The sequence below is a fragment of the Solibacillus sp. CAU 1738 genome (assembly GCF_039888725.1).
Classification (GTDB): Bacteria; Bacillota; Bacilli; order Bacillales_A; family Planococcaceae; genus Metasolibacillus.
Genome location: NZ_JBDQQN010000008.1, coordinates 107,543 through 128,794, shown reverse-complemented (window position 1 = coordinate 128,794; position 21,252 = coordinate 107,543). Strand labels below are relative to the sequence as shown.

The 21,252-nt window shown below is 36.5% G+C and carries 21 protein-coding genes and 1 pseudogene; 21 read left to right on the top strand and 1 reads right to left on the bottom strand.

Annotated elements, in window-relative coordinates; genetic code table 11:
• Positions 1 to 198: 198 nt before the first annotated feature.
• Positions 199 to 738 carry a DUF3267 domain-containing protein gene (locus AAFN87_RS18235; RefSeq protein ID WP_347792485.1) on the bottom strand — a complete coding sequence of 180 codons (540 nt, stop codon included), beginning with the start codon at positions 736 to 738 and terminating at the stop codon, positions 199 to 201.
• 188 nt (positions 739 to 926) lie between these two features.
• On the opposite strand from AAFN87_RS18235, the gene rpsF reads away from it, so the two are divergent.
• The 21 genes and pseudogenes from rpsF (at position 927) to AAFN87_RS18135 (ending at position 20,628) form a co-directional block, all read left to right on the top strand.
• Positions 927 to 1,217 (top strand): 30S ribosomal protein S6, encoded by a 291-nt coding sequence (gene rpsF, locus AAFN87_RS18230; protein ID WP_347792484.1) that lies wholly within the window; start codon positions 927 to 929, stop codon positions 1,215 to 1,217.
• A gap of 37 nt (positions 1,218 to 1,254) precedes the next feature.
• Entirely contained in the window at positions 1,255 to 1,821 is a 567-nt protein-coding gene (gene ssb, locus AAFN87_RS18225; RefSeq protein WP_347792483.1) for a single-stranded DNA-binding protein, read from the top strand.
• 45 nt (positions 1,822 to 1,866) lie between these two features.
• The gene (gene rpsR, locus AAFN87_RS18220) at positions 1,867 to 2,106 is read left to right on the top strand and encodes a 30S ribosomal protein S18 (protein WP_172954456.1); all 240 of its coding nucleotides are present in this window, start codon (positions 1,867 to 1,869) and stop codon (positions 2,104 to 2,106) included.
• A gap of 221 nt (positions 2,107 to 2,327) precedes the next feature.
• Positions 2,328 to 2,681: a BRCT domain-containing protein gene (locus AAFN87_RS18215; RefSeq protein ID WP_347792482.1), complete on the top strand. Its 354-nt coding sequence runs from the start codon at positions 2,328 to 2,330 to the stop codon at positions 2,679 to 2,681.
• Between the two features lie 124 nt (positions 2,682 to 2,805).
• Positions 2,806 to 3,126 carry a YbjQ family protein gene (locus AAFN87_RS18210; protein ID WP_347792481.1) on the top strand — a complete coding sequence of 107 codons (321 nt, stop codon included), beginning with the start codon at positions 2,806 to 2,808 and terminating at the stop codon, positions 3,124 to 3,126.
• Positions 3,127 to 3,129: 3 nt separating this feature from the next.
• Positions 3,130 to 3,363, top strand: coding sequence for a hypothetical protein (locus tag AAFN87_RS18205; protein WP_347792480.1), 234 nt, complete (start codon positions 3,130 to 3,132; stop codon positions 3,361 to 3,363).
• 187 nt (positions 3,364 to 3,550) lie between these two features.
• Positions 3,551 to 4,495, top strand: coding sequence for a YybS family protein (locus AAFN87_RS18200; RefSeq protein WP_347792479.1), 945 nt, complete (start codon positions 3,551 to 3,553; stop codon positions 4,493 to 4,495).
• A gap of 13 nt (positions 4,496 to 4,508) precedes the next feature.
• A complete protein-coding gene (locus tag AAFN87_RS18195) occupies positions 4,509 to 6,485 on the top strand; it encodes a DHH family phosphoesterase (RefSeq protein WP_347792478.1) in 1,977 nt (658 codons plus the stop codon).
• Positions 6,482 to 6,928: a 50S ribosomal protein L9 gene (rplI, locus tag AAFN87_RS18190; RefSeq protein ID WP_347792477.1), complete on the top strand. Its 447-nt coding sequence runs from the start codon at positions 6,482 to 6,484 to the stop codon at positions 6,926 to 6,928. Before AAFN87_RS18195 ends, rplI begins: the two co-directional genes overlap by 4 nt.
• Before the next feature lie 12 nt (positions 6,929 to 6,940).
• Positions 6,941 to 8,299, top strand: a complete 1,359-nt coding sequence (gene dnaB, locus AAFN87_RS18185) for a replicative DNA helicase (RefSeq protein ID WP_347792476.1) — start codon at positions 6,941 to 6,943, stop codon at positions 8,297 to 8,299.
• 459 nt (positions 8,300 to 8,758) lie between these two features.
• Positions 8,759 to 10,234 carry a peptidoglycan DD-metalloendopeptidase family protein gene (locus AAFN87_RS18180; protein WP_347792475.1) on the top strand — a complete coding sequence of 492 codons (1,476 nt, stop codon included), beginning with the start codon at positions 8,759 to 8,761 and terminating at the stop codon, positions 10,232 to 10,234.
• A gap of 310 nt (positions 10,235 to 10,544) precedes the next feature.
• Complete coding sequence (gene yycF / locus AAFN87_RS18175; RefSeq protein ID WP_347792474.1) at positions 10,545 to 11,255, top strand: response regulator YycF; 711 nt, start codon at positions 10,545 to 10,547, stop codon at positions 11,253 to 11,255.
• Between the two features lie 5 nt (positions 11,256 to 11,260).
• Positions 11,261 to 13,096 carry a cell wall metabolism sensor histidine kinase WalK gene (walK, locus tag AAFN87_RS18170; RefSeq protein WP_347792473.1) on the top strand — a complete coding sequence of 612 codons (1,836 nt, stop codon included), beginning with the start codon at positions 11,261 to 11,263 and terminating at the stop codon, positions 13,094 to 13,096.
• The gene (locus tag AAFN87_RS18165; protein WP_347792472.1) at positions 13,093 to 14,421 is read left to right on the top strand and encodes a YycH family regulatory protein; all 1,329 of its coding nucleotides are present in this window, start codon (positions 13,093 to 13,095) and stop codon (positions 14,419 to 14,421) included. The genes walK and AAFN87_RS18165 overlap by 4 nt, the downstream gene beginning before the upstream one ends.
• A complete protein-coding gene (locus AAFN87_RS18160) occupies positions 14,408 to 15,217 on the top strand; it encodes a two-component system regulatory protein YycI (RefSeq protein ID WP_347792471.1) in 810 nt (269 codons plus the stop codon). The genes AAFN87_RS18165 and AAFN87_RS18160 overlap by 14 nt, the downstream gene beginning before the upstream one ends.
• Positions 15,218 to 15,229: 12 nt before the next feature.
• On the top strand, positions 15,230 to 16,018 hold the full coding sequence (locus AAFN87_RS18155; RefSeq protein WP_347792470.1) for an MBL fold metallo-hydrolase: 789 nt from the start codon (positions 15,230 to 15,232) through the stop codon (positions 16,016 to 16,018).
• A 127-nt stretch (positions 16,019 to 16,145) separates the two neighbouring features.
• On the top strand, positions 16,146 to 17,417 hold the full coding sequence (locus tag AAFN87_RS18150; RefSeq protein ID WP_347792469.1) for a S1C family serine protease: 1,272 nt from the start codon (positions 16,146 to 16,148) through the stop codon (positions 17,415 to 17,417).
• Between the two features lie 165 nt (positions 17,418 to 17,582).
• Complete coding sequence (locus AAFN87_RS18145; RefSeq protein WP_347792468.1) at positions 17,583 to 17,747, top strand: CxxH/CxxC protein; 165 nt, start codon at positions 17,583 to 17,585, stop codon at positions 17,745 to 17,747.
• A 90-nt stretch (positions 17,748 to 17,837) separates the two neighbouring features.
• The gene (gene rlmH, locus AAFN87_RS18140; protein WP_347792467.1) at positions 17,838 to 18,317 is read left to right on the top strand and encodes a 23S rRNA (pseudouridine(1915)-N(3))-methyltransferase RlmH; all 480 of its coding nucleotides are present in this window, start codon (positions 17,838 to 17,840) and stop codon (positions 18,315 to 18,317) included.
• An 85-nt stretch (positions 18,318 to 18,402) separates the two neighbouring features.
• Positions 18,403 to 18,666, top strand: a pseudogene (locus AAFN87_RS20105) (multidrug ABC transporter ATP-binding protein); the annotation flags it as partial.
• A 453-nt stretch (positions 18,667 to 19,119) separates the two neighbouring features.
• Positions 19,120 to 20,628, top strand: coding sequence for a DUF1846 domain-containing protein (locus AAFN87_RS18135; protein WP_347792466.1), 1,509 nt, complete (start codon positions 19,120 to 19,122; stop codon positions 20,626 to 20,628).
• Positions 20,629 to 21,252 lie beyond the last annotated feature (624 nt).

Here is a 21,252-nt window from a genome sequence, read left to right as displayed (position 1 = left end):
TTATAGTATTAAATCAATTTTATTCTAAAAATTCTGTTAATAGTGTCTAAATATAGTCCTAAAATAGTAGACTTGAATAATTGATTATAAAGTACTTATAGAAAGAGGTTATTTAGTAGGTTATAACATATACGAAGTAATCTAAAAAAACTAGTGAAATAAAATACCTTGCTCAGTTAATAGCAAGGTATAGAATAGTTAAGTTTGATAAACATATAATTTAGGTAGCTTTGGATCATCCTTTACAAGTGCATCATCCGTAAATTTCTTCAGCTCCTTGTACATATAAAAATCTCCAACTGCTCCTGCAATTAGAACTGCTCCGAGTAATACAAGCATCGTACTATCAATATAAAAACCAATCATAGATGGAATGACACCAGTTGTCCAAAAAGGTAATAGTAAAGCCCGTTTCATCGCCTTGTTACGCAGTGGCTTTGAGGTTGTTGCATAGGCGATGCCAAGTTTTAAATTCACACCGTAATCTAGTTCTTTATATTTCACATTGCCAAAAATCATAAAGCCGATTAGATGGAAAGCTTCATGTAATGCAATAAGCACGATATAAGCAAGGGAAAAAATGATTGTATCCAAAAAGGAAAAACGAATAGTAAAGTGTTGATGTATTAAACTATTTAATATAAAAAAGATGATCATTAAAATAATGGTTAACCAAATGTTCGCCTTTGCTATTTTTTGCATGTTCAATTCAATAATGTGAGGTTCATTTTGAATCATCAAATTCACTCCTTATCTACTCCTTAATATAATTATACTATAAGGTGAAATTACATCTAATTGTCATGATATAGTTGCGATGCTTATTTTATTGTGTTACAATTCATTGATGTGAGTAATACAATTTACTTACTCCTTGCTCCCTAAAATTAGGAGAGCCCAAGTCCATAAGGAGGTGCAAAACAAAGATGAGAAAGTATGAATTAATGTACATTATCCGCCCGAACATTGAAGACGAAGCTAAAAAAGCTTTAGTTGAGCGTTTCAACGAAATCTTAACTTCAAACGGTGCTGAAATCATCGAGGCAAAAGAGTGGGGCAAACGCCGCTTAGCTTACGAAATCAACGACTTCCGCGAAGGTTTCTACCAAATCGTGAAAGTAAACGCTGGTTCAGAAGCAATCAACGAATACACTCGTTTAGCTAATATCAGCGAAGACATTATCCGTCACATCGCTGTTCGTGAAGATGCAAAATAATTTTTAACTAAAATGCTGTAAAGGAGGTTGTATACTGATGATTAACCGTGTCGTATTAGTTGGAAGACTTACGAAGGATCCTGAGCTTCGATACACACCAAGTGGAGTTCCTATGGCTCGTTTTACAATTGCTGTAAACCGAACATTCTCGAACCAACAAGGTGATCGCGAAGCTGACTTCATCGGCTGTATTGCTTGGAGAAAACAAGCGGAAAACTTAGCAAACTTTATGCGTAAAGGGAGCTTAGTTGGCGTAGAAGGTCGTATTCAAACAGGTAGCTTTGAAGGACAAGATGGGAAGCGCGTATACACGACGGATGTTGTTGCAGATGCTGTACAGTTCTTAGAGCCTCGCAGCGGAGGTAATGCATCTCAAAGTGCGCCAAACCAACAGTTCGGTGGCGGAAATTATGGTGGCGGGCAACCAAGCTATAATAACCAACCAAACGAACAATTTGGCGGTGCTCCTACTCAAGATTCATATGGTTCATATCAACAAAATCAACCACCACAGAATCAGCAAAACTATACACGTATGGATGAAGATCCTTTTGCAAACAGCAAAGGACCAATCGAAGTATCTGAAGACGATTTACCGTTCTAATTTGATACTTTGGCATCCAATTAAAACTATTAAAGGAGGATACCGATAATGGCACCACGTCGCGGAGGCCGCAAACGCCGTAAAGTTTGCTACTTCACTTCAAACAACATTACGCACATCGACTACAAAGATGTAGATCTTTTAAAGAAATTCATCTCTGAGCGCGGTAAAATTTTACCACGTCGCGTAACTGGAACTTCAGCTAAATACCAACGTAAACTTACATCTGCAATTAAAGTTTCTCGTATTATGGCTTTACTTCCATTCGTTGCAGAAGAAAAATAATAATCTCTAAATAAAGCACAGCAAAGGCGCTAATTACCCTTTGTTGTGCTTTTTTATATACAATACAGGGGAAAGGAATGGTTGTTGCTATTTTATAGGCTGGAGTCCATAAGTCCAGAGCGAAATTCCTTTATATAAGGCACCTGTTACTTAAATCCCCTGGAATCAATCAATCTCGCCTATTAGGTGAAAATCTGTCTATTCAATCAAGGAGAACCAACATGAGCAAAAATAAGGACAACACAGAGGTTATCTTACTTTCTGACCCATCCGAACAGTTGATGCATCCTTTTTATAATAAACAAATCGTTTTTACAGGCGCCCTTTCCACTATGACGCGTTCAGAAGCTGCGAAAAAAGTGCGAGCCTATGGAGGGATTATGCAAGGGGCTGTTACAAAGGAGACGGATTTCGTTATTCTTGGGAAGAAGCGACGTAGTAAAAGTACGAAACAATTAAAAGCTGAGCAGTTAATTAGCCTTGGTCTGGACATTCAAATTATTGCTGAGGATGATTTTATTTGGCTCATTTCTATGCAAAAAGAATATCAACCATCATCTTTTAAAGATTCCTAATGATACGATTCCCCGTGATATATCGAATGAAGTTTTAGCATATAATTGTTTATCATCCATAATGTTTAAAGAGATATTGTATAATGAATAAATAAGAATTATTTTTGTTAAGGGGCGAATTTATATGATCATCGTAACAACTGAGAATATTGCTAATCATCAAATTACTGAAGTGTTAGGTCCAGTATTTGGTTTAACCGTAAGAGCAAGAGGAATTGGTAAAGATATCGTTGCGTCGCTAAAGGGGCTTGTAGGCGGAGAAATAAATCAGTATACAGAAATGCTTGAAGATGCGAGAAAACAAGCAATAGATCGTATGGTGAAAAACGCTACAGCAATGGGGGCAAACGCTATTGTTATGATGCGTTTTGACTCCGGTGAAATCGGTCAAAATATGAGTGAAATTGTATCTTATGGAACAGCTGTTATCGTGGAAAAGAGATAACAAATGGAATGGATTATAGGATTTTATAGTATCCAATTGTTAATTCTTATTATATTAATAATCGGATCATGGTTCATCTGGGATCGCCGGTTTAAAACAAAACATGGGCAACAAGTTCCTAAAGGCTTCGTACGTACTAATGAGATATCCATTGATCCAATCACAAATAAGCGATTAGTTGTTTACTTCAACCCAGAATCTGGCGAGCGCTTTTATAAGGAAGAAAAAAGTAAATAAAATGACTAAATTGTAGGGAAGTCAATAAATTCGATGAAATCATTTTGATTTTATCGGATTTTTTTTTTGAGGAAATATACGAAATCAATCATTTGTTCGTTTTTGCATTTTTGTTTGCTACCTAAAAAAATGGTATAATAAAAAGAGTGAGAAAAAGTTTTTGTAATTATAAAAAGGAAGGTCCTTTATGCCAAATAATCAAACGAGAAGGTTAACGCAAGGCGCTATGATGATAGCCTTATTTGCTGTACTAATCGCAATTGCCTTTTATATACCTATTATTAACGTGATTGCAACGGTATTTGCATTACTACCGATTGCGTGGTTTAGTGCAAAATATGATCGTACGACAGCAATTATGGTTGCAACAATTGCAGTTGTTATTACCTTCTTTTTCGGTGGAGTGATGATCATACCGTTTTCGCTCATCTTCGCTGCAATTGGTGTTGCGATTGGTGATGCGCTTCGAACAAAAAAAAGTAAACTATTTTTACTCATGTCTTCTAGTTTAACCTTATTATTTACATTTGTAATTCAGTATATTATTTCATTACGCTTATTTGAATTTGATTTTATTAAAGATTCAATGAAGCTTATGCGTGACAGTTATGAGCAAGCACTGACTTTATCAGAACAGCTAACAGGCAAGCAAATTGTTACACAAGAATATTTAAATGCGCTGTTCGATATGATGGAGATGGCACTACCAGCATCGATTACGCTTGCTGTTTTCGCCTTAGCATTTATATTAATTTCCGTCAATTTACCAATACTAAAGCGTTTAGGTATTGAAGTGCCAAAGTTTGCAGCGTTTAAAAATATGCGCTTACCGAGGGCTATTTTATGGTATTACTTAATTGTGTTAATTATTAACCTATTCGTAAAGCCTGAAATTGGGACGATGCTTTATGTTATTACATTGAACTTTTCGTTTCTATTATGGGTATTATTTACGTTACAAGGTTTATCGTTTATTTACTTTATTATTGATGAATACATGGCACCAAACTTTTTAAAAGTTTTAATAACATTACTTGCGATACCTTTACTATCATTCGTAATTTTACTAGGTATTATTGATTTAGGATTTAACTTACGTGAATTTGTTAAAGGAAAGAAACAGAAGAAATGAGGGGTTAATAAAAATGGGTATTTTTAGAAAACGATTAATCCGATATCCGCTTTTATTTCTATCCTTTCTAGCGATAGTGGCAGCATTCTTCCTTATTTTCTCGAGCTTTTGGATTGGCGGCCTTGTATATTTATTACTTGCTACTGTAGGGCTTTTTTATGCTTGGAGAATTGAAAGAACTACTTATTTAGAAACAGAAAAGCATATCGAATCAATATCCTTTCGTATGAAAAAAGTGGGGGAAGAAGCCCTTTTAGAAATGCCAATTGGGATAGTGCTCATTAATGATAAGTATGAAATTGAGTGGGCGAACCCGTTTATGTTGCAAGCATTAGATGTGGAATCACTTATTGGAGAAGATATGTTTAGCTTGTCAGAAGGCTTGTATAGCTTAATCAAGCCAGAGGAAAAGCGAGAAATAACGATAACAATTCGTGAGCGTAAGTATCGTGTGTTTTATAAAAACAAGGAAAAATTATTATACTTTTTTGATGTAACAGAGCAAGTAGAGATTGAAACGCAATATTTTGCAGATCGAACAGTTCTTGCTGTACTATTTATTGATAACTATGATGAATTAACCCAAGCGATGGATGACCAGGCACGCAGTGTGACGAATACGATGATCACCTCTATTGTAAATGAATGGGGTGCTCATTACGGAATTTTTGTGAAGCGTATTTCGTCGGATCGTTTTTTAGCCGTGTTAAATGAATCGATTTTAGCCGAGTTAGAGAAGAAAAAGTTTTCAATTTTAGATGTAATTCGTGAACGTACGATGCAAAAAAACTTGTCGTTAACGTTAAGTATCGGTGTAGGTGCTGGGTCGCCATCATTAATTGAGCTTGGCGAGCTAGCACAATCAAGTCTCGATCTAGTGCTGGGCCGTGGTGGTGACCAAGTGGCGATTAAACAGCCAAATGGAAAATTACGTTTTTACGGTGGGAAAACAAACCCGGTAGAAAAGCGAACACGTGTAAGAGCGCGCGTCATTTCCCATGCACTGCGTGATCTTATTCAAGAAAGTGATCAAGTGTTTGTGATGGGGCACAAAAATCCGGATATGGATGCAATTGGTGCAGCTATTGGGGTCCGGAAAATGGCGCAAATGAATAAAGTAGAAGGCTATATTGTCGTTAATTTCGATGAAATAAACGGTAGTGTAGATAGGCTGATGGTAGAAATAGAAGAGAAATCGGATTTTTACGACCGCTTTATTTCACCAGATGAAGCATTATCTAAAGTAACAGCTAAATCGCTACTTGTTATTGTCGATACACATAAACCAAGTCTTGTTATTGACCAGCGATTATTTAACAAAGTAGATAAAGTTGTTGTCATTGACCATCATCGTCGTGGTGAGGAATTTATCCTTAATCCAACGCTTGTTTATATGGAGCCATATGCATCATCAACGGCGGAGTTAGTAACAGAGCTACTTGAATATCAGCCAAAAAATGAAAAAATAGCGATGCTTGAAGCAACGGCATTATTATCAGGAATTATCGTTGATACGAAAAGCTTTACATTGCGAACAGGTGCACGAACGTTTGAAGCAGCTTCCTATTTGCGATCACATGGGGCCGATACAATATTAGTGCAACGGTTATTAAAAGAAGATGTTGATACGTATATTGAGCGCTCGAAAATCGTACAGACTGTAAAATTTGTATTCCCAGGTATTGCTGTTGCCACAGGGGATGACGGACGCGTGTATGATTCAGTATTAATCGCCCAAACAGCAGATATTTTACTAACGATGAAGGATGTGTCTGCTGCGTTTGTCATTGCGCACCGTAACGACGGACTTATTGGCATTAGTGCACGTTCTTTAGGTGAAACGAACGTACAGCTCGTAATGGAAAAACTCGGTGGTGGGGGCCATTTAACGAATGCCGCAACACAAATTGAAGCGAACTCTATAGATGAAGTGAAAAAATATTTAATAGATGCAATTGCAGAAGTAATGGAAGGGAGTAATGAACAATGAAAGTAGTATTTTTAAAAGACGTAAAAGGTAAAGGTAAAAAAGGTGAAATTAAAAATGTAGCGGATGGTTACGCACAAAACTTTTTAATTAAAAACGGTTATGCAGTTGAAGCAAATAACCAAGCGATTAGCCAATTAGAAGGTCAAAAGAAATTAGAAGAAAAAAATGCAGCAGCTGAGTTACAAGCGGCAAAAGATTTAAAAGAGAAAGTTGAAGCGTTAGAAGTTGTAGTGAAAGCTAAATCTGGTGAAGGTGGTCGTCTATTCGGATCAGTTTCAACAAAGCAAGTAGCAGATGAATTGCAAAAAACACATAATATTAAAATAGATAAACGTAAAATGGATTGTAATGAAGGCATCCGTTCTTTAGGCTATACAAATATCCCGGTAAAATTACATCATGATGTAAAAGCTACATTAAAAGTACATGTTATCGCTGAATAAGGAGAGCATACTATGAACGAATCCATGATGGACCGCGTTCCGCCGCATAACCATGAAGCTGAGCAATCGGTTATCGGTGCTATATTTCTTGAGCCACAAGCGTTAATTACAGCATCAGAAATTTTAATGCCGGAAGATTTTTATCGTCGTGCACATCAAATAATTTTCCAAACGATGCTTACACTAAGTGATCAAGGAAAAGCGATAGATGTTGTCACAGTTACAGAAGAACTTTCAGTAAAAAAAGAGCTCGAGGATGTTGGTGGGCTATCGTATATTACGGAGCTTGCGAACGCAGTACCAACAGCTGCTAATATTGCACATTACGCAAAAATTGTAGAAGAGAAGGCTTTATTACGTCGTTTAATCAATGTTGCAACAAAAATTGTTCAAGATGGTTATACACGTGAGGATGAAGTAGAAGCATTACTATCTGAGGCAGAAAAGAAAATGATGGAAGTCGCCAATCGTAAAAATGCGGGCGACTTCAAGCATGTTAAAGATGTACTTGTCGAAACGTTTGATAATATTGAAAAATTACAATCAAGACAAGGTGATGTCACAGGTATCCCAACTGGATTCCGCGATTTAGATCGTATTACAGCTGGTTTCCAGCGCAATGATTTAATTATTGTTGCAGCTCGTCCATCTGTAGGTAAAACCGCATTTGCACTTAATGTAGCGCAAAGTGTAGCAGTACAGGCTCGCGAAAACGTAGCGATATTCTCACTCGAGATGGGTGCTGAACAGCTTGTTATGCGTATGCTTTGTGCGGAAGGAAATATTGATGCGCAAGTATTACGTACGGGTGCCTTAACTACAGATGACTGGGGAAAGCTAACTATGGCGATGGGGAGTTTATCGAATTCTGGTATTTTTATTGATGATACACCAGGTGTTCGCATTAATGAAATTCGTGCAAAATGCCGCCGTTTAGCCCAGGAACACGGTCTTGGCATGATTTTAATCGACTATTTACAGCTTATTCAAGGTAGTGGACGTCCTGGTGAGAACCGTCAGCAAGAAGTATCAGAAATCTCACGTTCATTAAAGGGTCTTGCACGTGAATTAAAAGTTCCTGTAATTGCATTATCTCAGCTTTCTCGTGGTGTTGAACAGCGACAAGATAAGCGCCCGATGATGAGTGACTTGCGTGAATCTGGTTCGATCGAGCAAGATGCTGATATCGTTGCATTCTTATATCGTGATGACTATTACGATAAAGAGTCTGAGAGCAAAAATATGATTGAGATTATAATAGCAAAGCAACGTAACGGTCCAACTGGTACAGTAACGCTTGCTTTCAAAAAAGAATTCAATAAGTTTATTAACGTGGATTGGTCGGAGCATCAGCCGCCACCGGAATATTAATTCTAATACTTTTTTACCTATCAGAATATATGGTAGGTAATGTTAAATGAATTAATAATAATAGGTTTTTTCTCAGTGAGTTTAGTGAGAGAATAGAAAAGTATTGCCCCTACTATTTAAGAATAATAGAACAATGACAAATAGCTTTTAATATAAAAACTCCTTGAAACGTATTGTTTTAAGGAGTTTTTATATTTATGAAAAAGACAAAATAGTATTTAAATGTATAAAAGTCTTATTGGTTGAATATAAATTTAATAGAAAAACATACCAATTGTTGTTATAAATAGTTAAAGTAATTCCTGAATTATGACAAATTATTATATAATAATACAGTTTCATTACAAAAACTATAAATAGTTCAATAGAAATAAGTAATATGATACATTAGAGGAGTGTGATTTTTCACATAAAAATCCTATACGTATTTATTGGACAGATTTTGGAAGGGGCTTTATCATGAGTTCGAAATGGAACATAAAGAAAGACTCTAATATACAATATCATAGTTTATTGAAGCGGCAATCAAATCTATTAAAAAAGACTTCAATTGCAGCACTTTTACTGCTTGGTTTGACGTTAAATGTAGGCTTTTCTAAAGAAGTAGAAGGAAAAAATTCATTTAGCAAAATTTATCATATTTATGCCAATGACGCTTATATTGGCGCAGTATCAAATTTAGAAGCAGTTGAAATGGTAATTACAGAAAAAGAGCAACAAGTAAGTGAAAAATATGATGAGTTATTTGTTGATGCTCATTCAAATATCGAAGTTGTTCCGGAGCAGGTTTTCCAAGCAAGTACAAATGATGCAGACATATTAGCAAAATTAAAGCAGGCACTCGTTGTTGAAGCGGAAGCTTATGCTCTACAAGTGAGCGGCGAAACAGTAGCATACGTAAAAGACGAGGCTGAATATGAAAAAGCACTTAATTTACTAAAGCTTGAATATGTTACACAAGAAGAATTAGATGCATTAAATAATAACAAAGATAATACTCAATTACGTGAACTAAAGAAAAATGAAACACGTATTTTAGAGGTCTCTATATTAGAACCAGTTGAAGGCGAAGCGACTAAGGCAAAACCGACAGAAATTTTAAATGCTGAAGAAGCTGTAGAATTATTACAAACAGGTACGCTTGAGAAGGAAGTTTATACTGTACAAGCTGGTGATGTGCTTGGATCAATCGCAAAAGAGCATGAGCTGAAAACATCTGAATTACTTGAGTTAAACCCAAGTATTAGTGATACAACGGTTTTACAAATTGGACAAGAGTTAAACGTAACAGTAAATAAACCATTAGTAACAGTAAAAGTTGTAGAAGAAAAGTCTAAAGTTGAAACAATTGACTATGCACATATTGTAGAAGAAAATGCCCGTATGCCAAAAGGTGAGAAGAAAGTTATAGCAGAGGGCGCTGAAGGTAAAAAAGAAGTGTCTTATTTAATCACTCTTGAAAATGGGGAACGGACAGAACGTGTCGTTACAAATGAAGAAATAACACAAGAACCTGAAAATCGAGTTGTGGAAGTTGGAACAAAAGTGATTCCTTCTCGTGGTACAGGCAGTTTCTCTTGGCCAACAAATGGGGGCTATATTTCAAGTAATGTAGGCGAACGATGGGGAGCTTACCACCGCGGTATTGATATCGCACGACCATCAAATTACACAATTAAATCAGCCGATAATGGTGTTGTTACATTTACAGGTTGGGACGGCACATACGGTAATAAAATTGTTGTAAATCATAACAATGGTTACGAAACAATTTATGCGCATCTTTCACAAATTGATGTTTCTGTTGGACAAGTTGTTGAACAAGGATCAGCAATTGCAGTGATGGGTTCAACTGGTAATTCAACAGGTACCCATTTACATTTTGAAATCCATAAAAACGGCGCATTAGTGAATCCTTTATCTTACTTACCATAAGCATTCAAAGACAGTCCTAGAAATGGACTGTCTTTTTTCATAATATAATAACGTATAATCATTTTGCATTGAAGTATGGCCAAAGTATTCTGTAAACATTTTGCATCGAGTAACCTCAAATGCCATTTTGTTCGTTGTAAGTAGAGAGGGGAGCATATACATTTTTTTTATATAATTATTTCCTGAGAAATAGTCTTATATGAAATATCTGTTTAATGCATCAAATTGTAAAGCATGATAGAGTTAAAGTAGACTGAATTTGAAATTAAACAAATGTATATAAAAATAAATTAGTGAGAGGAAGATGGATATGAGTAAAACCATTTTAGTTGTAGATGACGAGAAACCAATCGCGGATATTTTGCAGTTCAATTTAATAAAGGAAGGTTATCGTGTAATTTGTGCGTATGACGGTGATGAGGCGTTAGAAAAAATAGAGGAAGAGCAGCCGGATTTAATGTTGTTGGATATTATGCTGCCGAAGCGTGATGGTATGGAAGTATGTCGAGAAGTTCGAAAAAAGTATGACTTCCCAATCATTATGCTTACAGCTAAAGGGTCTGAGATTGATAAAGTGCTAGGTCTGGAAATGGGTGCAGATGATTATGTAACAAAACCATTTAGTACGCGTGAGCTAATTGCACGTGTCAAAGCTAATATGCGCAGGCTTAATGTCGCAACACAAGTCGGGGAAGTAGTAGAAGAAACGAATGATATCGTCGTTGGCTCATTAACAATCCAACCGGATGCGTATTTAGTATTAAAACGGGATGAGGCAATAGAATTAACACATCGTGAATTCGAATTGTTACACTATTTGGCAAAACATATTGGCCAAGTAATGACACGCGAGCACTTACTACAAACGGTATGGGGCTATGATTATTTTGGTGATGTTCGTACAGTGGATGTAACGATTCGCCGTTTACGTGAAAAAATTGAAGACAACCCTAGTCATCCTACATGGATTGTGACACGTCGAGGAGTAGGCTATTATTTACGAAATCCTGAGCAGGAGTAAAATGAATGCAAAAAGTTAGCTTTTTTAAGTCAATTCATGTAAAGCTTGTGTTAATTTATATTTTATTAATTATGATTGCTTTACAAATAATTGGAATGTACTTCTCAAAAGAGTTAGAGAAAAATTTAAAAACAAATTTCCAATTATCTATTTCCCAAAGTATTGATCTTGTCCAATATAGTATTCGTGAGGAAATATTAAAAGAACGAAATGACACGACACCATCGCTTGAAGAAAGTTTAAGTGTCATTTTGCGGGAGTTTACTACAGACGATATAAATGAAATTCGTGTTATTGATAATCGTTATCGTATATTAGCTACATCTGACAGAAATAACCAATCGATTGTCGGGCAACGTTCAACGGATGAACTTGTTCGTAAGTCTATGGAAGCGGAAATTTATAAAGAAAAAATATTTTATAAAAAAAATACAAATAAGCGTGTTTGGGGATTAGCCAAGCCGATTTTTAAAACAGTTGGTCCGAACAGTGAAGTAATCGGAGTCATATATATTGAATCGAATATTGAAAAAGTATTTGAGCAAATGAGCGAAATTAACCGTATTTTTGCAGCGGGGACGGCAATGTCTCTTATTATTACAATAATATTAGGGATTTTAGTAGCGCGTACAATAACACGACCAATATCGGATATGCGTAAACAAGCACAGGCGATGTCAAAAGGGAATTTCTCTCGAAAAGTTCGTGTTTATGGGACAGATGAAATTGGACAACTTGCTATTGCTTTTAATCATTTAACAAATCGTCTACAAGAATCGCAATCAACAGCTGAAGCGGAGCGTCGAAAGTTAGCATCAGTTCTTAGTAATATGACAGACGGAGTTATTGCAACGGATCGTAAAGGTAAAATAATTTTAATTAATGAGCCGGCACTTAGTTTATTACATGTTTCACGTGAAACAATGATGAATCGTCCGATTGCTTCAGTTCTTGGACTAGATCAGGAGTATAGCTTTGAAGATTTAATTCATTTAAAGGATCCAGTTAATTTAAATTTTAGTACGTATGATGCGCCGTATATATTACGTGCAAATTTCTCAGTTATTCAAAAGGAAACGGGCTTTGTTAATGGTTTAATTACCGTATTACATGATATTACGGAACAAGAAAAAATCGATATGGAGCGACGTGAATTTGTAGCTAATGTTTCGCATGAGCTTCGTACACCATTAACGACAATGCGTAGCTATTTAGAAGCGCTAGAGGGTGGCGCATGGCGTGACGAAAAAATTGCACCGATGTTTTTAAATGTAACACAAACAGAGACCGAGCGTATGATCCGCCTCGTAAATGATTTACTTCAACTATCGAAAATGGATAGTCAAGATTACGAACTAAATAAAGACTTTGTTGAATTTAATAAGTTTTTCAATCGAATTATCGACCGTTTTGAAATGTCAAAATCGCAAAATGTAGAGTTTATTCGTTTGCTGCCAGAAACTAGCTATTTTGTGGATATTGATACAGATAAATTAACACAAGTTATTGATAATATAATTTCCAATGCACTGAAATATTCACCAGATGGCGGCAATATTCGCTTTGGCTTTACGGTGCATGACACGATGCTAAAAGTAATGGTCTCAGATGATGGGATGGGTATTCCAAAAGAAAATGTCGGCCGTATTTTTGACCGTTTCTACCGTGTAGACCGAGCTCGTGCACGTTCAATGGGAGGGTCTGGTTTAGGACTTGCTATTGCGCGTGAAATGATTGAAGCACATGGCGGTAAAATTTGGGCAGAAAGTGAGGAAGGTGCAGGTACAACAATTTTCTTCACATTGCCTTATGAACTTGATGAAGCGGGGGATTGGGAATGAAATATATTGAACATATAAAATCTGTTGTTCTATTTCTCCTTGTGTCTCTTAGCTTGTTGCTGACGTTTATGGCTTGGAGCTACCAGCCAAATTATAAAACGATGGAAGATGTGCAAGTAGAACAAGTGTACATCGGTAATAAAAAGACAGCGGAGCAAGTAATCAAACCTTACCGAATATTATTTAGAGAAGATGACGTTTTTACAGGTAGTGTATCAAGTACAGTTATAGATAGTTTTATGTCCATGATACCAAAAATGCAGGCACAAGATTTTACATTAATTAATAATAATCTATCAGATGTAAAAATAAACGAAATGCAACGTATAAACGACCGCATGACGTTATTTTTCCCAACTGATGTGCCGTTGCCTGCATTTTCTACAATTTTACCATTCAGTGATAAAGATTTGCCGGAAACAACTTTTAACCGCATTATTGTTGACTGGAGTCGCCTAGCTACAAGCAGTCAATTACAGTTTTTGTTTATTAGTACTGAAAATCGAACATCATACCGTTCATATGTGACAGTCTTTGATGAAACAAAACTTTTACGTGGTTTTATTAAGCCGGCATTAAACTTTGCTGAATATGTAGAGGTTGAGCGACCAGATGCATTATCACTTTATACAGTAAGTGATGGCATTGAATTGACACAATACACGTATTATATTGATGAAATCTCACCAAATTTATTTAAAAATATTTTATTTACAGATCCAAATATCGTGCAGAGAAATATTGAAAGTGTACAATATGAAAAATATGATGATGGAATGTCGCTCATGACAGTAGATACGCAGAGCAAAATTATTAACTATGTATATCCTGCAGCGGAGAGTCTATCACTCATACCAGCTTCCCGTTTGTTTGAAGACAGCTTTGATTTTTTGAACGAGCACGGGGGGATTACAGCAGATTATAGATTTTCAGCAATGAATTTACAAAAGCATGTGACAGAATATCAATTGTACTTGCAAGGCTACCCGGTCTATAGTAATGACACGCTAACACGAATTACAACAACTTGGGGTGATGATCGCATTTTCCGTTATCGTCGTCCTTACTATTCGCTTATTATGGATATTCCGGGAGAGAAAACGGTGAAAGAACTAGCTTCTGGTCCGGAAATACTAGAGTATATTAAACATCATACGGATTATCAGCTTCAGGATGTAAAAGATATTGTTGTAGGCTATTATTTAGTACAAAATCAAAACGTAGAATGGTTCACGTTAGTGCCCAGCTGGTTTATGATTACAGATGCTGGTTGGACGCATATTACGCCTGAACGATTAGGGGGGATTGAATATGGATTGGAGTAAAACAAAATCTATATTCATCTTTGTGTTTTTAATATTAAATATCTTTTTGTATTTGCAGTATTTAAATAACTATAATGAGGCACAGAAAGTTGAAGAACCTGGGGAAAAAGATATTGAAGTTCGTTTAAAGGAAGATAATATAACCTATGATGCTTTGCCAACTAATATTGAAACGGCAACATATATTACAGGTAAGGTAAAAAACTTTAATATTGATGAGCTCCCGGTAAGTGCGAAACAATCGTATAATATAGAAAGCGATAATAATACGCTAGTTGTAACGTTAAGAGAGCCAATTAAATTGCGTAGCATAGATGAAGTAGAAAGTTTTCAAGAATTTTTACAACAGTATGTTTATGAAGGTTCTTCCTATAAAGTATGGAATATTGATGCAGATGAAGGTAGTGCGATTTGCTTCCAACGTATGAATGATAGCACGCTATATAACGGTTTCGTAAAAGTGTATTTCAATGAAGATGGCGAAGTGTACAAGTATGAGCAAAAGATGCTTGAAAACTTAGAAGAATTAAATCGGAAAAAAAATATATTCACACCAATTCAAATCATTCAATCATTGTACGCGAAAAACTTATTAAAGCCAGATTCACATATAACAAGTATGGAATTAGGCTACTCGACACTTGTGCAGCTTACGCAAACACAAGTATTTGCACCAACATGGGAAGTCCGTGTGGAAACTGCGGATGGAATGAATGAACAGTTTTTTGTTAATGCAGTCGAAGGGAAAGTAATCGATATGCAGTTAGATGTAAAAGATGTAGAGGAAGAAGAATAGGGAGTTTTACACATGCGATTTAGTGTTTTAGCTAGTGGTAGTACAGGAAACGCAGTATATGTAGAAAATGATGACCATGCATTTTTAGTCGATGTAGGTCTGAGTGGTAAAAAAATGGAACAGCTTTTCGCTAAAATTGATCGTGATATGAAAAAGCTTTCAGGTATTTTAGTGACGCATGAGCATAGTGACCATATAAAAGGGCTCGGTGTTGTAGCGCGTAAATACAATGTTCCGATATTTGCTAATGCAAAAACGTGGGATGCAATGGAAACCCATATAGGTAATATTCCAATAGACTTGCGGTTCCAGTTTGATATGGAGACAGTGAAAACATTTGGTTCGATGGACATTCAATCATTTGCTGTTTCCCATGACGCGGTCGATCCAATGTTTTATGTATTTCATGAAAATGGCCGGAAGCTTGCGGTTATTACTGATACAGGCTATGTCAGTGACCGGATGAAAGGGCATATACGCGGGGCGGATTCTTTTGTTTTTGAAAGTAATCATGATATCGGAATGCTTCAAATGGGTCGATATCCTTGGAGTATTAAGCGCCGTATTTTAAGTGACGTAGGGCATGTTTCAAATGAGGATGCAGCAGTTGCAATGAGTGATGTTGTATTTGAAAAACCAACTCAAATTTATTTATCACATTTAAGTAAAGATAATAATATGAAAGAATTAGCACGTATGAGTGTATCGCAAACATTGCAGTCTTGCGGTATTATTACAGGGGAATTCGTGCATCTTCATGATACAGATGCAGAACAACCGACAAAGCTCGTAACGGTTTGATTTTATAAAAAAGAGTTTTATGCACATCGCATAAAACTCTTTTTAATGTAGTTTTAATTATTTTTCATCTAATTTTAATGTTTTATGTGTATGCTAATACTAAGAAATAATCGAAAGGAAGATTTAGATGAATTATAATGATGAAGAAAAACAACCTACACAGCAGGAACCATTAACACCTCTTCAAGAACGTCTAAAACGTGAAGAAGAAGAAGAGCTAAATAAAAAACGTGCAAAAAAGGATAAAGGGGGAAATAAAACGGGCTATTTTGTTAGCGGCCTTTCAGGAGTAATAGTCGGTGCCTTATTAATGTGGCTATTATTACCTTCGCTCGTTGGACAACTGCCAGGTACGAATACAGCAATTAATCAGCCTAACCAGCATAATACACAAACAGCTACTGCAGTAACAACTGATATTACTAAGGCTGTTGAGGAAGTATCAGAGGCAGTAGTTGGTATTACAAATATGAGGCAAGTATCAAACTTCTGGAATCAACAATCTACTACACAGGCAGCAGGTAGTGGCTCTGGGGTTATTTATAAAATTGCTGGGGACAAAGCTTATATTGTTACAAACCACCACGTAGTTAGTGATGCACAACAAGTAGAAGTAACACTTGCTGATGGTTCTAAAGAAAATGCTGAATTAGTCGGTAGTGATATTTGGACAGATTTAGCAATCATTTCGATTAGCAGTAAAAATGTAACGACTGTTGCCAAGTTTGGTGACTCCGATGTATTAAAGCAAGGAGAAGCAGTTATCGCTATTGGTAATCCATTAGGGTTAGAATTTTACGGTTCCGTAACGGCAGGTGTCGTATCAGGTAAAGATCGTTCAGTTCCGATGGATTTAAACGAAGATGGTTATGTAGATTGGAATATGGAAGTTTTACAAACTGACGCAGCAATCAACCCAGGGAATAGTGGTGGTGCACTTATTAATCTCGCAGGTGAATTAATCGGCATTAACTCCATGAAAATTGCGGAGTCTTCTGTTGAAGGCTTAGGCTTCTCTATCCCAATTAACAGTGCTATTCCAATTATTGAGGAGTTAGAGTTAAAAGGTGAAGTACAACGTCCAGCAATGGGTATTTCATTACTTGACTTAACAGAGGTACCAGCATTTTATCAGCAACAAACATTGAACATACCTGAAGAAGTAACAACGGGTGTCGTTATTACGGAAGTAGTAAAAGGTTCAGCAGCGGATAAAGCAGGCGCAAAACAATATGACGTAATTGTCGAAATGGATGGCAAAAAAATCGAAAACTCCATCGAACTACGAAAACATTTATATAATGAAAAAGAAGTGGGCGATAAATTAAAAATGAAAGTATATCGCCAAGGTAAATTAGTCGAGTTAGAATTAGTTTTAGTAAATAAAACAACGTTATAATTTGTGGATAACTAAAACGGAAGATATTAAATTGTACACAACAAGTAGTGAAAGAAAGCACTTTCTTTCCTACTTGTTTTTTCTTTGTTACAATAGGTTGTGGATAACATTTGCGAAAATGTGTATAAGTTTGTGGAAATTTCAGATTATTGGAGGACGTAAAAAATGAAAAAATTTAGTTGTGAAACACATATAGATCACGCGTTAGACATGTTTGTTGCAGAGACGGAAGAGTTCCCCATTATGGATAAATTAACCGAAGAAGAAAAGTTATCCACAAAATGTTCTTACTGTGAAGAGCAAGCTACATATATAGTATCAAGTAAATAACTTTACACAATATATTGAATTCTCTTGTTGATATGTGGATAACTTTTGTGGATAACGTGTTTGTAAATGAAATGTAAAGGTGGATAAGCTGTGAATATTACCATCATATCAGTAGGAAAACTAAAAGAAAAGTACTTAAAAATGGGAATTGATGAATACGTAAAGCGCCTCGGTAGCTATGCAAAAGTAGAGCTAGTCGAAGTCCCAGACGAAAAAGCACCCGAACAACTATCGGATGCGGAAATGGAAATCGTGAAAAAGAAGGAAGGCGAGCGCATTTTAGCAAAGCTAAGCGACAACACGCACGTCATTGCACTTGCACTTGATGGCAAAATGAAAACATCCGAAGAAATGGCCGCGGATCTGGACGCACTCATGACATACGGCAAAAGTAAAGTCGCCTTCGTCATCGGCGGCTCACTCGGCCTACACGACGATGTAATGCGACGTGCTGATGAAAAGCTATGCTTTGGCAAAATGACATTACCTCACCAGCTCATGAAGCTAGTTTTAGTCGAGCAAATTTATCGGAGCTTTAGGATTATTAAGGGTGAACCGTACCATAAGTAAATGAGGTTTATAATATTAAATAAACTCTAACTTATACATGTTTTGTACAAATGCTGAAGATAATACAGTTATTAAACCAAATTATAACGTTTTCCTTACGCCGATAAATCAAATTAATTCAGTTATTGAAACCTATCCAAAAGGAATAGCGGGTTTTCGTCGTTATTTGGATTTGCTAAACACTGCACCTGATGGGAAAGATAATCTAAATCCTATGGATGTTAACATTTAAATGGAGACATTGAATACAAATATGTAACATTCGGTTATGAAGGAAAAGGAACAGTCCTCAGTAATATTAACTTTAACGTAAAGAGGGGGAGAAACAATTGTACTTGTTGGCCCATCTGAGGATAGAACAAGGAACACATAATGAGCTGATTGAAGTTGGAGGAACATATAGCAAACTTCATAATACACAGTTTCAAATTTCATAACTATGTAAGGACAAAAAGGTTTCTTTTTTTAGATGGTAACCAATTCGCAAAGGCTGATTGCCATTTAGGAGTGTTAAAGAATTGATCAACTGTTTGAGTTTCGGAATGCTAAACTATAAATAGGTTAAGCGGGGCAACTCCTCATGCCCAAATTCAGTTATTTTGGATGAATACATTCATGATAAGGTCAATGAACCTATTAGAATGACCCAATCACTGAAATGATTGAGCCAGTTTTCCTTTGTCTATTTTTTTAAAAGCTTTATAATGATAAAAGATGTATTTTAGTTAGTATTCTCTCTTAAGGCGTTTTTATCTATCGATTTAAGAGAAAGCTTCAAATATAGAAGGCGGGCGGAAATTAAATGAAAAAAGTTGGATTTGATTCGGAGAAATATTTGCAAGAACAATCTGCCTACATCCTAGAACGGGTGCAGCAGTATGATAAACTTTACTTGGAATTTGGCGGAAAATTGATAGGCGACAAACATGCCAAGCGTGTCTTGCCTGGATTTGATGAAGATGCCAAGATCAAATTATTGAATACGCTGAAAGAAAATGCGGAAATCATCATCTGTGTGTACGCTGGAGACATCGAACGGAACAAAGTCCGTGAAGATTACGGTATCACTTATGACCAAGATGTCTTGCGCTTAATTGATGAATACCGGGCATATGGCATTTCTGTCAACAGTGTCTTGCTCACTCGTTATCAAGGACAGCCAACAGCCAAAGTATTTATGACCAAGCTTGAGAGAAGCGGAATTAGCGTCTGCACCCACAGTGAAATCAAAGGTTATCCTACAAATGTGGAAGCGGTCATTGGCGAGGGGGGATTTGCGATGAATCCCTATATTAAAACGACAAAGCCAATCGTGGTAGTAACGGCACCTGGCCCGGCCAGCGGAAAGCTTGCAACCTGCCTTAACCAAATTTACCATGAGAATAAACTGGGGAATAAAGTCGGCTATGCCAAGTTTGAGACTTTTCCGGTTTGGAACTTGCCGTTAAAGCACCCGGTAAACATCGCTTATGAAGCGGCTACCGTCGATTTGAAAGACGTGAATATGATTGACAATTATCACTATGAAGCATACGGGAAAGTAGCGATCAATTATAATCGTGATATTGAGACGTTTCCTGTCATCAAACGGATTATTGAAAGGATTACTGGTAAAGAGTCTGTTTACCGCTCACCGACCGATATGGGTGTTAATCGTCTAAAATCGGGTATCACCGACGATATGGTCGTGCAAGAAGCTGCCAGGCAGGAAATCATTCGGCGCAGTTTTGTCGTAGAGAACGACTATAAAAAAGGGCTTGCCGATGAAGATAGTGTACGCCATATGCAAGTGATTTTGGAAGAGACTGACTTAAAGAAAGAGGATCGGGCACCTGTATTGCCGGCCCGTAATTATGCGAAAGCAATCCAAGAGAGAATTGACAGCACGAATTTGCAAGCCGTAATTGCGATAGAACTGCCAAATGGCGAGATGATCACCGGTCGAACGACAACTTTGATGGATGCTTCGGCAGCCGCGATTCTGAATGGGTTGAAGAAATTGGCCAATATTGCCGATGAAATTGATTTACTGTCACCGATGATTTTGCAGACGATTCAACGGTTGAAAACCGATGATTTGAACAGCCGAGTTCCGACACTAAGCGCCAATGAAGTGCTGATTGCACTGGCAATCAGTGCGGTCACTAACCCTACTTCTGAGCTGGCTTATAAGCAACTGCCGAATTTAAAAGACACACAAGCTCATTCTACGGTTATATTGAATAGGGAAAACGAACAGACCTTTAAGAAGCTTGGAATCGACATCACTAATGATCCAGTATATCCGACTGAAAACCTGTATTACAATTAGGTTTTGGAAAATGCCTGCTTTTTTCTTCTTACATGGAAGCCTAAGGCAGATGTTTTTTCATTTATAGAGTTTACTAAAAAGGTGTAGTCTTCTCATTAGGAGAAGACTACACCTTTTTGGATTAATGGATTAGGTGAACCGTACCATAAGTAAGTGCGGTTTTAAAAAAGGCCATTTAGGACGTTGAACTTGAAACGTCTTAGGTGGTTTTAATTTAATAAGTATGAAAATATAAATTTTTGCAGAAGGCAACATTGAAAATGCTATTGTTTACGTTTATGGCAAAGCGCTTTTGTTCATAATTTTAATTGGTAGCCCCAAAAAATTCATGGAAACAAAAAAGGCAACATCTCACAAGGAGATGCTGCGGTAGAATTCTTTGTTCCTGAAGAACTCTAATGGGTTTGGCACCCAATAATGCTAATTTGATTAATTTGTAATTACCATTATTCAGTGTCAACAATTGTTGTTTATTACTTAATTATTATAGCATGGAAATCTGAGATATAATAATTAAGTATGTATTCTGTGTATACATTACACAGGATACATAAAACTGAGGACACATTCGATTTATATTTAAGCGTTGTATAAAAATCGCACTAAAGCCTATTACGGAGAACC

Coding starts and splice junctions, on each gene's coding strand:
- AAFN87_RS18235 (WP_347792485.1), bottom strand. CDS start 738: ATGATTCAAAATGAACCTCACATTATTGAATTGAACATGCAAAAAATA.
- rpsF (WP_347792484.1), top strand. CDS start 927: ATGAGAAAGTATGAATTAATGTACATTATCCGCCCGAACATTGAAGAC.
- ssb (WP_347792483.1), top strand. CDS start 1,255: ATGATTAACCGTGTCGTATTAGTTGGAAGACTTACGAAGGATCCTGAG.
- AAFN87_RS18215 (WP_347792482.1), top strand. CDS start 2,328: ATGAGCAAAAATAAGGACAACACAGAGGTTATCTTACTTTCTGACCCA.
- AAFN87_RS18210 (WP_347792481.1), top strand. CDS start 2,806: ATGATCATCGTAACAACTGAGAATATTGCTAATCATCAAATTACTGAA.
- AAFN87_RS18205 (WP_347792480.1), top strand. CDS start 3,130: ATGGAATGGATTATAGGATTTTATAGTATCCAATTGTTAATTCTTATT.
- AAFN87_RS18200 (WP_347792479.1), top strand. CDS start 3,551: ATGCCAAATAATCAAACGAGAAGGTTAACGCAAGGCGCTATGATGATA.
- AAFN87_RS18195 (WP_347792478.1), top strand. CDS start 4,509: ATGGGTATTTTTAGAAAACGATTAATCCGATATCCGCTTTTATTTCTA.
- rplI (WP_347792477.1), top strand. CDS start 6,482: ATGAAAGTAGTATTTTTAAAAGACGTAAAAGGTAAAGGTAAAAAAGGT.
- dnaB (WP_347792476.1), top strand. CDS start 6,941: ATGAACGAATCCATGATGGACCGCGTTCCGCCGCATAACCATGAAGCT.
- AAFN87_RS18180 (WP_347792475.1), top strand. CDS start 8,759: ATGAGTTCGAAATGGAACATAAAGAAAGACTCTAATATACAATATCAT.
- yycF (WP_347792474.1), top strand. CDS start 10,545: ATGAGTAAAACCATTTTAGTTGTAGATGACGAGAAACCAATCGCGGAT.
- walK (WP_347792473.1), top strand. CDS start 11,261: ATGCAAAAAGTTAGCTTTTTTAAGTCAATTCATGTAAAGCTTGTGTTA.
- AAFN87_RS18165 (WP_347792472.1), top strand. CDS start 13,093: ATGAAATATATTGAACATATAAAATCTGTTGTTCTATTTCTCCTTGTG.
- AAFN87_RS18160 (WP_347792471.1), top strand. CDS start 14,408: ATGGATTGGAGTAAAACAAAATCTATATTCATCTTTGTGTTTTTAATA.
- AAFN87_RS18155 (WP_347792470.1), top strand. CDS start 15,230: ATGCGATTTAGTGTTTTAGCTAGTGGTAGTACAGGAAACGCAGTATAT.
- AAFN87_RS18150 (WP_347792469.1), top strand. CDS start 16,146: ATGAATTATAATGATGAAGAAAAACAACCTACACAGCAGGAACCATTA.
- AAFN87_RS18145 (WP_347792468.1), top strand. CDS start 17,583: ATGAAAAAATTTAGTTGTGAAACACATATAGATCACGCGTTAGACATG.
- AAFN87_RS18135 (WP_347792466.1), top strand. CDS start 19,120: ATGAAAAAAGTTGGATTTGATTCGGAGAAATATTTGCAAGAACAATCT.